11 protein-coding genes are annotated in these 12,493 nt (G+C 75.5%); 1 reads left to right on the top strand and 10 read right to left on the bottom strand.

From position 1 onward, the window contains the following. Window positions 1-78 precede the first annotated feature (78 nt). The 3 genes from ACI78Q_RS17315 to ACI78Q_RS17305 form a co-directional block, all read right to left on the bottom strand. On the bottom strand, window positions 79-426 hold the full coding sequence (locus ACI78Q_RS17315; protein ID WP_456924650.1) for a cytoplasmic protein: 348 nt from the start codon (window positions 424-426) through the stop codon (window positions 79-81). Window positions 427-501: 75 nt separating this feature from the next. Continuing rightward, window positions 502-2,229, bottom strand: coding sequence for a bifunctional metallophosphatase/5'-nucleotidase (locus ACI78Q_RS17310; RefSeq protein WP_456924649.1), 1,728 nt, complete (start codon window positions 2,227-2,229; stop codon window positions 502-504). Between the two features lie 59 nt (window positions 2,230-2,288). Continuing rightward, entirely contained in the window at window positions 2,289-3,149 is an 861-nt protein-coding gene (locus ACI78Q_RS17305) for an SDR family oxidoreductase (RefSeq protein ID WP_456924648.1), read from the bottom strand. A gap of 74 nt (window positions 3,150-3,223) precedes the next feature. On the opposite strand from ACI78Q_RS17305, the gene ACI78Q_RS17300 reads away from it, so the two are divergent. After that, the gene (locus tag ACI78Q_RS17300; RefSeq protein WP_456924647.1) at window positions 3,224-4,234 is read left to right on the top strand and encodes an iron-containing redox enzyme family protein; all 1,011 of its coding nucleotides are present in this window, start codon (window positions 3,224-3,226) and stop codon (window positions 4,232-4,234) included. Between the two features lie 24 nt (window positions 4,235-4,258). Here ACI78Q_RS17300 and ACI78Q_RS17295 read toward each other — a convergent pair whose 3' ends face one another. The 7 genes from ACI78Q_RS17295 to ACI78Q_RS17265 form a co-directional block, all read right to left on the bottom strand. After that, window positions 4,259-4,570, bottom strand: a complete 312-nt coding sequence (locus tag ACI78Q_RS17295) for a CDGSH iron-sulfur domain-containing protein (protein ID WP_456924646.1) — start codon at window positions 4,568-4,570, stop codon at window positions 4,259-4,261. A gap of 60 nt (window positions 4,571-4,630) precedes the next feature. Further along, window positions 4,631-4,924, bottom strand: a complete 294-nt coding sequence (locus tag ACI78Q_RS17290) for a hypothetical protein (RefSeq protein WP_456924645.1) — start codon at window positions 4,922-4,924, stop codon at window positions 4,631-4,633. A 78-nt stretch (window positions 4,925-5,002) separates the two neighbouring features. After that, the gene (locus ACI78Q_RS17285; protein ID WP_456924644.1) at window positions 5,003-5,812 is read right to left on the bottom strand and encodes an MIP/aquaporin family protein; all 810 of its coding nucleotides are present in this window, start codon (window positions 5,810-5,812) and stop codon (window positions 5,003-5,005) included. Window positions 5,813-5,929: 117 nt separating this feature from the next. Then, window positions 5,930-9,031, bottom strand: a complete 3,102-nt coding sequence (locus ACI78Q_RS17280) for a bifunctional [glutamine synthetase] adenylyltransferase/[glutamine synthetase]-adenylyl-L-tyrosine phosphorylase (RefSeq protein ID WP_456924643.1) — start codon at window positions 9,029-9,031, stop codon at window positions 5,930-5,932. Window positions 9,032-9,038: 7 nt separating this feature from the next. Continuing rightward, complete coding sequence (locus tag ACI78Q_RS17275) at window positions 9,039-9,770, bottom strand: type 1 glutamine amidotransferase (RefSeq protein WP_456924642.1); 732 nt, start codon at window positions 9,768-9,770, stop codon at window positions 9,039-9,041. Window positions 9,771-9,795: 25 nt separating this feature from the next. Next, window positions 9,796-11,136, bottom strand: a complete 1,341-nt coding sequence (locus ACI78Q_RS17270; RefSeq protein ID WP_456924641.1) for a glutamine synthetase family protein — start codon at window positions 11,134-11,136, stop codon at window positions 9,796-9,798. Between the two features lie 109 nt (window positions 11,137-11,245). Continuing rightward, entirely contained in the window at window positions 11,246-12,484 is a 1,239-nt protein-coding gene (locus tag ACI78Q_RS17265) for an NAD(P)/FAD-dependent oxidoreductase (protein ID WP_456924640.1), read from the bottom strand. Window positions 12,485-12,493 lie beyond the last annotated feature (9 nt).

Here is a 12,493-nt window from a genome sequence, read left to right as displayed (position 1 = left end):
GAGGGACGTGACGAGCAGGAGACAGCGCGCGACCGGTCGTGACAAGGGGTACCGGCCGGGTGTGTTCCGGCGCCGCGGTCAGGGACTGCTCGGCCCCAGCGACGCCGACACCTCGGGGGCGGCCGGCCGCGGCTCCTTGAGCTCCACGAAGATCGAGTGGCTGGGGGTGCTGCCGGTGTTCTCCCCGGCGTGCTCCTGCGCCGACACCCACCGGGCCTGGCCGGCGTGCAGCTCGACGTCCACCTCGCGGCCGCTGCCGTAGAGCCGCCGGCTGAACGAACTGAGCGTGATCATGACGCTGTCCGGGTGGTGGTGGGGTCGGGTGCGGTACCCCGGCTCGTCGGTGTACTCGAGCACGCGCACGCGCTCGTTCTCGAACACCACCCGGTACGCCCCCGGGTCGGTGACCGTCGGGTCCTCGCCCATGCCGGGACCGTAGCCCTCCCCGGACGGCCCGCACAGGGCCGCCGGCGGCCCGCGAGGGGCCGGCGGGCCACCGCCTCAGCCGGCGCCGATGCGGTCCAGCGCCGGTGCCGCGACCGGCGAGCCCGCCCCCAGGTACGCGGTGAACGCGTCGAGGTCGATGGGCCCGGTGACCGGGTTGGTGGCCCCGGTCAGGACGGTGAAGCCGTCGCCACCGCCGGCGAGGAAGTTGTTGACCGTGACCCGGTAGGTGTTCCCGGCGAGCACCGGCTGGCCGCCGATCTGCACCGACTCGTCGGGCACGCGGGTGCCGGTGCACGGGTCCCCGCCCACCGGGGCGGGCACGCCGGCCGCGGCGACCCGGTAGCGCACGGTCGCCGACGGGTACAGCACCTTCTCCACCGCGAACTGCTGCTCGAGCAGGCAGTTCAGCTGCGCCCCGGTGAGGTCGAGGGTCACGAGGTTGTTGGCGAACGGCTGCACCGTGAACGCCTCCTCGTAGGTGACCTCGCCGGCCAGCAGGTCGGCACGCACCCCGCCCGGGTTCATGAACGCCGCGACCGCCCCGGCCTCGTCGTCGGTGGCCGCGAGCTGGGCGTCGGCGATGACGTTGCCGAGGGTGGACTCCGCGCCGTCCAGGACCGGTTCCTGCGCCCGGGTGAGGTCCACCGCCGCCGTCCCGACCACCTCGTTCGCGATCGGCCCGAGGGCCGCCCGGTAGCGGGCGATCAGCTCGGTCTGCGCGGGGTCGGCGGCCACGTCGCGCGTGACGACGACGTTCTCGGCAGCCGCGGTGACGACGTCCCCGCTGCGCCGGTCGATCGCCAGGTCGATGTCGGTGACCAGCCGCCCGAAGGAGCTGCCGCTGGTGACCAGCTTCCCGGAGAGCTCGCAGTTGTAGGCCTGGTGGGTGTGGCCGCTGACGACGACGTCGATCGCGTCGTCCATGCCGGCGGCGATGTCCACCACCGGGCCGGTGAGGCCGGCGCAGCCGTTGACGTCCCAGGCGTTCTCGCCGGTCTGCACCCCGCCCTCGTGCAGCAGCACGACGATCGCCTCGACGCCCAGCTCCTGCAGCTCGGCGGCGTACCGGTTGGCCGTCTCCGCCTCGTCGCGGAACTCCAGGCCGGCGGTGCCCTCGCGGCTGACGATGGCGCCGGTGCCCTCCAGGGTCATGCCGATGAAGCCGATGTCCACGCCCTGCACCCGGTGGACGGCGTAGGGCGGCAGCAGCGGCTCACCGGTCTCGGTGACGAAGGCGTTGGCCGACAGGTACTGGAAGTCCGCGCCCTCGTAGGGGGTGCCGTCGGCACAGCCGTCGACCGGGTGGCAGCCGCCGTCCTGGATGCGCAGCAGCTCGGCCGGGCCCTCGTCGAACTCGTGGTTGCCGACGCTGGCGTAGTCCAGGCCGGCCAGGCCCATCGCCTCGATCGAGGGCTCGTCGTGGAAGGCGGCCGACAGCAGCGGCGAGGCGCCGATCAGGTCGCCCGCGGCGACGGTGACCGTGTCGTCCGCCTGCTGCGCGGCGGCCAGCTGGGCCAGCTGGGTGGCGAGGTACGCCGACCCGCCGGCGTCCACGGTCTGCGCCGTGCCGTCGGCGTTCACGCCGACCTGGATGCGGCCGCTGGACCCCGACGGCGGCTCGAGGTTGCCGTGGAAGTCGTTGAGGGCCAGCAGCTGCACCTCGACCGGCGGCGGGCCCGGGGTGGCCGCCGCCGGGGCGGCCAGGCCGGCGCAGGTCAGCGCGGCCAGGGTGGACGTCGTGGCCGCGAGGACCGTGGCGCGGCGCGGGGCGGTGGGGTGCATGCGGACCCTCCCGGTGGAACCGACCGGACACCCCACCGTGGGGTCTGTGCTCCGACCCGTCAAACGCGGGGACCGGTCCGCCGCTCGACCGACCGGGCGGCGATCCGGCGGATCCGGTCGGCCTGCCGGGACAGCAGCAGGTCCAGCGCGCGGTCCACCGGCGGCACCTCCCCGAGCCGGGCCAGCCCCATCCACCGCGGCACCGCGACGGTGCGCGACCACGGCGCGGTCAGGCACCGGCCGATCTGCTCGGCCACCCGCTCGCTGCGGATGCCACGTGAGAGCCGGCCGGGGGCGTCGGCGTCCGAGGCCGGCGGGGCGCCGTGCCCGCGGGCCAGCCACTCGGTGGCGACCGGCCCGGGGTTGACGGTGTGCACGCTCACGCCGCGGGCGGTGACCTCCCGGCGCAGCCCCTTGACGAACCCGTGCACGCCGGCCTTGGTCGCCGAGTAGACGGTCAGCGGCGGCACCTGGGACCACGCCGCCGCCGACGCCACGGTCACCACGTCGGCCCGCCCGTGCTGAGCCGCCGCCGCGAACAGGTGCGGCAGCGCCAGCCGGGTCAGCTCCACCACGCCGGTGAGGTTGAGCGCGACCATGCCCTCCACCACCTCCCCCGGCATGTCCTCGACCAGCCCGGCCCAGCCCAGGCCGGCGTTGAGGACGACGGCGTCGAGGCGGCCGTGCTGGTCGAGGACGCGCTCGACCAGCCGGGCACGGTCACCGGCGTCGGCGACGTCGGCCACGACGCCGGTGACCCCGGGGGGCAGCGAGCCGAGGGCCTCGGCCAGCCGGTCCCCGCCCCGGGCGCAGGTGACCACCCGTGCCCCGCCGGCGGCCAGCCGGGCCACGGTGCTGCGGCCGATGCCGGCGCTGCCGCCGGTGACGAGGACGACGCGGTCGGCGAGGGAGGCGCTCATGCCGATGTCCTACCCCCGAGCGACATCACACGCCCGGGCGCATCGAACCGGCAGGCCGTGGGCATGCTCGACCCATGCACCTGCCCGAGCCCCGGGGCCCGCTGACCGCCGGTCTGTTCGCCGACCTGCGCGCCGGAGCCCTCTCCGACGCCACCGTCGAGCTCGCCGCCCGCACCGCGGCCACCGCGGCCGACCCCCTCGCCGACGAGGACCTCCAGCTGGCCCTCGCCGTCTGCTACGAGCTGCACTACCGCGGCTTCGACGGCGTCGACGAGGCCTGGGAGTGGGACCCGGCGCTGCTCACCCTGCGCGCGCACCTGGAGCGCCGGCACACCGCAGCGCTGCGTGAGCTCGTCGGCGACCCGCAGGCCACCGGTGAGCCGATCGACCGGCAGCTCACCGAGCTGATCGCCGCCGACGACGGCCCGTCGCTGTCGTCGTACCTGGCCCGCTCCGGCTCCCTCGACCAGTGGCGGGAGTACCTGACCCTGCGGTCGGTCTACCACCTGAAGGAGGGCGACCCGCACACCTTCGCCGTCCCCCGGCTCAGCGGCCGGGCGAAGGCGGCCATGGTGGAGATCCAGGCCGACGAGTACGGCGGCGGCGCGCCGGCGCGCATGCACAGCGAGCTGTTCGCCGGCCTGATGCGCGACCTCGACCTCGACGCCACGTACGGCGCCCTGTGGGACGACGCGCCCGCCTGCGCCTTCGCCTCGGTGAACACCATGTCGCTGTTCGGGCTGCACCGCCGGTGGCGCGGTGCCGCGCTCGGCCACCTCACCGCCGTGGAGATGACCTCCTCGGAGCCCTCCCGCCGCTACTCGGCCGGCCTGCGCCGGCTCGGGTTCGACGAGACGACCCGGGTGTTCTACGACGAGCACGTGGAGGCCGACGCCGTCCACGAGCAGATCGCCTCGGTGGACATGTGCGGCTCCCTGGTGGCCGAGGAGCCGCACCTGGCTGGCGACGTCCTCTTCGGCGCCGCCTGCTCGCTGGCCGTCGACGGGCTGACCGCGCGGCACCTGCTCGGCGCCTGGGAGGCCGGACGCTCGGGGCTGCGCGGGCAGGGGGTCCTGGCCGCCTGACCCCCGCACCTGGAGCCCCGGGCGCTACCCCGGCCGGCCCTCCCGCACGATGCGGGCAGCCGGCCGGGGCCGGGCCGGCGCGCTCGGTGCGGTGAAGCCGGTCAGCTTGTGCGTGCCGTCGCAGAACGGCTTGATGCCGGACCGGCCGCAGCGGCACAGCGCCACCGTGCCCCGGCCGGGGTCGATCTCCGCGCCGTCCTGGTCGAGCAACCGGAAGTCGCCACGCACGATCAGCGGGCCGTCCCGGTACGGGGTGATGGTGGCGCCGTCGGCGCGGCCCGGGACGTCGTCGTCGGGCAGGTCCGGATCGGCTGGGGCGGGCAGGGGTTGCGGCACCCTGCCCCCCTGCCCCACCCGGCCGGGCGTCACACCCGGGTCACCCTCCCGGGGCAGTGGTCAGCGCCGGTCCTCGCCCCACCGGACCCAGGAGGCCGTGAACGGGTGCTCGGCGGCGAACTCCTCGCTCGCCTTGCGCTGGCGGGCCCGGCGCTCGGGGTGCTCGTGGTGGTGCTCCAGCTCCTCGCGGCGGGTGTGGCTGAGGTGGTGCAGGAGTGCCGCCGTGGGGTCCACCCGGCCGCCCCGGGCGGCCACGTCGTGGCGGGCCTCCCACTCGCACATCAGCTTCTCCGCCGGGGACATCTCGACGTAGCCGCGCGTGCGCTCTGTCGAACGGTGGACGGGATCCGACATGCCGCTCTCCTCCCGGACACTGCGGTCTGCACCGATGGTCCGCCCGACCGTCCCCGGGAGGCAAGCACTCCAGATCCGTCAGGTGTCCCGGACCCGGCGCTCCGCCTGCTGCGCGCCGGACGGCTCGCGCGGCGTGGGCGCAGCCCCCGGCGGCAGCTCCACTCCCGTCCGGTCCACCAGCGCCCCGGTCTCCGGCTCGGCCTCCGCCGCCAGCGGGACGGTGAGCACCCGGGCCACGAGCACTGCCAGCACCGCTCCCACCAGCGGGGCGAGGACGAACAGCCACACGTGTGCCAACGGCTCGCCGCCGGCGAACAGCGCCGGCCCCAGTGACCGCGCCGGGTTCACCGACGTGCCGGTCAGCGGGATGCCGAACAGGTGCACCGCGGTGAGGGCCAGGCCGATCGCGAGGCCGGCGAAGCCGGGCGCACCCGCCTTCCCCGTCACCAGCAGGATGACGAAGACGAACGCCGCGGTGAGCAGCATCTCGAGCAGGAACGCACCACCCCTGGTGATGGTCGGCCCCCAGTCGTTGCTGCCGAGCACGCCGGTCTGGTCGGTGACGCCGCCGAACGGGCTGACCATCAACTGCAGCAGCGCCGCCCCCGCGATGCCCCCGGCGAACTGGACGACCCAGTAGGCAGCCGCCTCCGGCAGCGTCATCCCCCGGGAGAGCAGCACACCGAGGGTGACCGCCGGGTTGATGTGGCAGCCGGAGACGGGCCCGATGGCGTAGGCGAGGGCGAGCAGCACCAGGCCGAAGGTCAGCGCGACGCCCGGGGGCCCCAGCTGCTCGATGCCGGCAACCGCCGAGCCGACGGCGATGAACACCAGCAGGGCGGTACCGAGGAACTCCGCGAACAGGGAGCGGACGAGGGTGGCGGGCAACGGATCACCTCCGCGCGGCCGCATCCGCGCCCCCGTGCCGATTCCCCCACGACCGCGGTGCGGACTGCGGTCAGGCTGCTCCGGTCTGCAGTCGGCGACCAGGGACCTCGGTCCCGCTCAGCCCCCGGCCGGCTGCCCGTAGAAGACGGAGTCGACGACCGCCCGGGCGCGCCGGGTGGCGCGGCCGTAGTCGTCGAGGAACCGGCCGGGGTCGACGTCGGGGCCATGGCCGCTGGCGCGGGCGACGCCGGCCAGCTCCGTCCCCGGCCGCGGCAGCTGGTCGCTGGGCCGGCCGCGGACCAGGAACACCGCGTTGCGCGCGCGGCTGGCCAGCTCCCACGCCACCCGCAGCGCGTCGGCGTCGTCGGCGCGCAGCAGGCCGGCCTCCCGCAGCACGGTCAGGGCGCCGACCGTGGACGGCAGCCGCAGCTCGGGCACCTCGGCGGCGTGCTGCAGCTGCAGCAGCTGGACGGTCCACTCCACGTCGGCCAGCCCGCCCCGGCCGAGCTTGGTGTGCGTGGCCGGGTCGGCGCCGCGAGGCAGCCGCTCGCGCTCCACCCGCGCCTTGATCCGGCGGATCTCGGCGACCTGCTCGACGGTCAGCCCGCCGGCGGGGTAGCGGATCGGGTCGATGAGCTCCACGAACGCCGTCCCGAGGGCCTCGTCGCCGGCGACCGGGACGGCGCGCAGCAGCGCCTGCACCTCCCAGACCGACATCCACCGCTCGTAGTACTCGCGGTAGGAGTCCAGGCTGCGCACCAGCGCGCCCTGCCGGCCCTCCGGCCGCAGGTCGGCGTCGACCTCGAAGGCGGGGTCGGGCGCCGGCTCGCCGAGCAGCCGGCGCAGCGTGTGCGCGATCGCGTTGGCCGCGGCCGTCGCCTTCGCCTCCTCCGCGCCTGCCCGGGGCCGGTGCACGAACAGGACGTCGGCGTCGGAGCCGTAGCCCATCTCGCCGCCGCCGAGCCGGCCCATGCCGATGACCGCCACGTCGGTGGGGACGTCGGCCGGGTCGGTGCCGGCCTCGGCGGCGTGCACGCGGATCGCGGCGTCGAGGCCCACCTGCAGGGTGGCCACGGCGATGTCGGTGAGCGCCCGCCCGACCTGCTGCACGTCGAGCATCCCCAGCAGGTCCGCGGCGGCGACCCGGAGCAGCTCCGAGCGGCGCAGCCCCCGCAGCACCCGGACGCCGTCCTGCGGGTCGGCCGCGCGCGCGGAGGCCTGCCGCCACGCCCGGACCAGGGTCTCGGCGCTGCGCGGCTGCAGCTCGGCGTCGTCGGCGAGGATGCGCAGCGCCTCGGGGGTGCGGGTCAGCAGGGAGGCGACGTACTGGCTGGAGCCCAGCAGCTGGGCCAGCCGCTCGGCGACCTGGCCCTCGTCGCGCAGCAGCCGCAGGTACCACTGGTTACCGCCGAGGGCCTCGCTGACCCGGCGGTAGGCCAGCAGCCCGGCGTCGGGGTCGGCGCTGTCGGCCAGGGTCTGCAGCACCACCGGCAGCAGGTACTTCTGCATCGACGCCGACCGGGACACCCCGCCGGTGAGCGCGCCCATGTGCCGCAGGGCGCCGTCCGGGTCGGCGAAGCCGAGGGCGCGCAGCCAGTCGCCGGCCGCCTTCGACCCCAGCTGCCCGGCGTCGCCGGGGACCCGCGCCACGGCCGAGAGCAGCGGCCGGTAGAAGAGCTTCTCGTGCAGCCGGCGCACCTCGCGGGTGTGCAGGGCCAGCTCGGCGTCCAGGACGTCGACGGCCTCCCCGCGGTGGTCGGGCTTGTAGCCGAGGGACCGGGCCAGCCAGCGCAGCTGCTGCTCGTCGGCCGGCAGCAGGTGGGTGCGCCGCAGCCGCAGCAGCTGCAGCCGGTGCTCGACGGTGCGCAGGAACCGGTAGGAGGCGATCAGGGTGGACGCGTCGTCCCGGCCGACGTAGCCGCCGGCCGACAGCGCCATCAGCGCCGGCACCGTGCCGCCGACCCGCAGCGAGGGGTCGACCCGCCCGTGCACCAGCTGGAGCAGCTGGACGGCGAACTCGACGTCGCGCAGCCCGCCGCGGCCCAGCTTGAGCTCCCGCTCGACCTGCGCCGGCGGGATGTTCTCCAGCACCCGGCGGCGCATGGCCTGCACCTCGGCGACGAAGCCGGGCCGGTCGCCGGCCTTCCACACCAGCGGCCACAGCTCCTCGACGTAGGAGCGGCCGAGGTCGGGGTCGCCGGCGACCGGGCGCATCTTCAGCAGCGCCTGGAACTCCCAGGTGCTCGCCCACTGCCCGTAGTAGGCGGCGTGCCCGGCGAGGGTGCGCACCAGGGCGCCGGCCTTGCCCTCCGGGCGCAGCGCCGCGTCGACCTCCCAGGCGGCCTCCCGGCAGATCCGCATGAGGGCGGCGGCCACCCGGGTGGCGCTCCGGATCGCCGCGGTCTCGGTCTCGGTGGGGTCGACCGGCTCGCCGACGAAGACCACGTCGACGTCGCTGACGTAGTTGAGTTCGCGGCCGCCGGTCTTGCCCAGCGCGATGACCGCCAGCCGGCAGGCCGCGGCGTCGGCCGGCTGCTCGGCGACGGCCAGCGCCAGCCCGGCGGTGAGGACGGCGGCGGCGATGTCGGCCAGCTCGGCGGCGACCTCGTCGGCGGTGAGGCTCTCGGCGAGGTCCCGCCCGGCCAGGGAGAGGATCGCCCGCCGGTAGGCCAGCCGCAGCTCGCCGATGCGCTGCGGGCTCGCGTCCGGCGCGGCCTTGCCCAGGCGCACGCCCCACGGCGGGTCGTCGGGGTCGGCGCCGACGGCGACCAGCATCTGGCGCTCCAGCGCCTGCGGCGTGGGCCGGGAGGGGCCGCGACCGTCGGCGTCCAGCACCGTCCAGTCACCGGGGTGCGCGGCGAGGTGGTCGGCGAGACCGGAGCTGGCGCCGAGCACCGCGAGCAGGCGCGCCCGCAGCGGCGCCGAGCCGCGCAGGCGGGCCAGCAGGGCGGCGGCCGAGCCGCCGGCGGGGTCCTCGCGGTCCAGCGACTCGATCAGCCGGCGCAGCGACCGGACGGCGAGGTCGGGGTCGCCGGTGCGCGCCAGGGCCGAGACCACGGGGCCGGCCTCGGGATCGGCGGGCTCGTTGCGCTCGAGGTCCCACAGCCCCATGGCCGGCTCGGACAGCAGGCGGGCGGCCCGCTCCCCGTCGAGGAAACCGAACCGCACCAGCCGGACCACGGCCCGGCGGGGCACCTCCGTCGCGTCGCTCGTCGTCACGGCGGACTCAGGCCGCGGCGCGGGCGCGCTCGCGCACCAGGTCGGCGAAGCGGGCGGCGAACGGCGCCCACACCTCCTCCAGGTCCGGGTGCACCGCGGCGGCGCGGGCGCAGATCGTCTCCCGGTCCAGCCCGCTGGCGGCCACGCCGACCACGTCGCGCCCGGCCCACTCCGCGACGATCTCCGGGGTCGTCTCGATGTGGAACTGGAGGCCGTAGACGTGCCGGCCGACGCGGAAGGCCTGGTGCGGGTACATCGGGCTGCTCGCCAGCAGCGTGGCGCCGACCGGCAGCTCGGCGATCTCGTCGTGGTGGAACTGGATGACGTCGGGGCTCAGCGGCAGCAGCCGGAACAGCGGGTCGGCGTCCGCCGCGTCGCGCTTGGCGACCAGCAGGGCGCCGACCTCCGGGCCGTCGACGGCCTTCCGCACCCGCCCGCCGCCGACCTCGGCCAGCAGCTGCGCGCCGAGGCAGATCGCCAGCGTGGGGACGTCGGCCCGCCGGGCCTCGGCCAGGAGCCGGCGGACCCCGACCAGCTCCGGGCTGGTCTGCTCGTCGTCCATGGCCGACTGCGGACCGCCCATCACCAGGAGCCCGTCGAACGCGTGGAGCGTCTCGGGCAGCTCGTCGCCGGTGCCGAGGTGGCGCTCGTCGAGCTCGAGCCCGGCCTCGCGCAACCACCCGGCGAGGCGGGCGGGTGGGTCGGTCTCGTGGGGGACGACGACGAGCAGGCGGGCCACGCCGCCGAGGGTAGGCGACGGACCCCTACAGGCCGGGCAGGTAGCTGCGCAGCTCCCACGGGGTGACGTTGCGCCGGTAGGCGTTGAACTCCTCCCACTTGTTGCGCAGGAAGAACTGGAAGACGTGCTCGCCCAGGGTCTCGGCGACCAGCTCGCTGCCCTGCATCGCGGTGAGCGCCTCACCGAGGGAGACCGGGAGGTCCTCGTAGCCGGCCGCGCGCCGCTCGGTGTCGGTGAGCGACCAGACGTCGTCCTCGGCCTCCGGCGGCAGCTCGTAGCCCTTCTCGATGCCGCGCAGCCCGGCGGCCAGCAGGACGGCGAAGGTGAGGTAGGGGTTGCACGCGGAGTCCGGGGAGCGCACCTCGACCCGCGCCGACTGCGCCTTGCTCGGCTTGTACGAGGGCAGCCGCACCAGCGCCGAGCGGTTGGCCCGGCCCCACGTCGCCGCCGTCGGTGCCTCGGTGCCGGCCAGCAGCCGCCGGTAGGAGTTGACCGTCTGGTTGGTGACGGCCGTGTACTCCTTCGCATGCAGGAGCAGACCGGCGATGAACTGCTTGCCGGTGGTCGACAGCTTCATCGGGTCGGCCGGGTCGTGGAAGGCGTTGCGGTCGCCCTCGAACAGCGACAGGTGGGTGTGCATCGCCGAGCCGGCCAGGTCGGTGAACGGCTTGGGCATGAACGTGGCGTGCACGCCCTGGGCCAGCGCCACCTCACGGACGACGTGCCGCAGCGTCATGATGTTGTCGGCCATCGACAGCGCGTCGGCGTAGCGCAGGTCGATCTCCTGCTGGCCCGGGGCGACCTCGTGGTGGCTGAACTCCACCGAGATCCCCATCGCCTCCAGCGCGAACACCGCCTCGCGCCGGAAGTCGTGCGCGACGTTGTGCGTGGACAGGTCGAAGTAGCCGCCGTTGTCGGCCGGCTGCGGCGCGCTGCCGTCGGTGGGGAGATCCCGGAGCAGGAAGAACTCCACCTCGGGGTGGGTGTAGAAGGTGAAGCCCATGTCGGCGGCCTTGGACAGGGTCCGGCGCAGCACGTGCCGGGGATCGGCCCACGACGGCGAGCCGTCGGGCAGCGTGAGGTCGCAGAACATCCGCGCGGTGTCGCTGGGCCGCCCCGAGGACGCCGGCATCACCTGGAAGGTGCCCGGGTCGGGCTTGGCCAGCATGTCGGACTCGTAGACGCGCGCGAAACCCTCGATGGCCGAGCCGTCGAAGCCGATGCCCTCGGCGAAGGCCGCCTCGATCTCGGCCGGCGCGACGGCCACCGCCTTGAGGTAGCCCGACACGTCGGTGAACCACAGCCGCACGAAGCGGATGTCGCGCTCTTCCAGGGTGCGCAGGACGAACTCCTGCTGTCGGTCCATGCTCGGCATGATCGTGTCCAGTCGTTTCCGGGTCGTTTCGTCGTCCCCAGCCTGCCCCCTGCGGACGGCGGACACACGGGTCGGGGCCCGGAATCGTCCCGTGTCGCGCTCAGCCCACCGGGGCGCTGACCTCGGTCAGGGGCACGTCGGGGTCGGCCAGGCGCGCCGGGTCGACCGCCACCCGGGACCGGATGAGCTCCTGCACCGGCTCGGTCAGGTCCCACACGTTCACCGTCATCGCGGCGGTCACCCGGTCCCCGGCGGTCCAGAAGGCGGTGAAGGCGCCGTCCTCGGGAGCGCCCCGGCACACCACGGTGTCCTCGGGCGAGGCGAGCCCGGAGTACTCCATGCCGAGGTCGTACTGGTCGGTGAAGAAGTAGGGCAGCCGGTCGTACGCCGCCTCCTGGTCGAGCATCGACCGGGCGGCCGCCGGCCCGCCGTTCAGGGCGTTGGCCCAGTGCTCCACGCGCACGTGCCGGCCGTAGAAGGGGGCGAACGACCGCGCCACGTCGCCGGCGGCGAACACGCCGGGGGCCGAGGTGCGCAGCCGCTCGTCGGTGACCACGCCGTCGTCCACCTCGAGCCCGGCCGCGGCGGCGAGCTCCGTCCGCGGCGCGACGCCCACGCCCACCACGACGAGGTCGGCCGGCAGCCCGGCGTGCTGGTCGGTGACGACGGAGGTGACCCGGCCGCCGTCCCCCCGGAACTCGCGCACGGTCGTGTCGGTGAACAGGTCCACGCCGTGGTCGCGGTGCAGCCGGGCGAAGACGGCGCCCATCTGGCGGCCGAGGGAACCGAACAGCGGGGTCGGCTGCGGCTCGACGACGACGACGTCGTTGCCGAGCGACCGCGCCGCCGCGGCCACCTCCATGCCGATCCAGCCGGCCCCGACGACGAGCACCCGCCGCCCGCCGCCGGTCAGGTCGGCGCGCAGCCGGTCGGAGTCCGCCAGGGTGCGCAGGTACCGGACGCCGTCGAGGTCGGCGCCGGGCACCGGCAGCCGGCGGGGGGCCGATCCGGTGGTGAGCAGCAGCCGGGCGTAGGGCAGCTCCTCTCCCGTGTCGAGCCGGACGCGGGAGCCGGCGACGTCGAGCCCGGTCGCCGCGACGCCGGTGCGCAGCTCGACGTCGTGCGCGGCGTACCAGTCCTCGTCGTGGACGAACGCCTTCTCCCGCTCGGCGCTGCCGAGCAGGTACTGCTTGGACAGCGGGGGCCGCTCGTAGGGCCGCTCCGGCTCGGCGCCGAGCAGCACGAGCGGCCCGCCGAAGCCCTCCTCCCGCAGCGTCTGGGCGGCCTTGGCGCCGGCCAGCCCGGCTCCGACGATCACGAACGGGTTCGAGGCGGGCATGGCGACCTC

Source organism: Geodermatophilus sp. SYSU D00705 (assembly GCF_054050135.1).
Note: the sequence above shows the minus strand (reverse complement) of the source record. Positions and strands in the feature narration are given on the sequence as shown.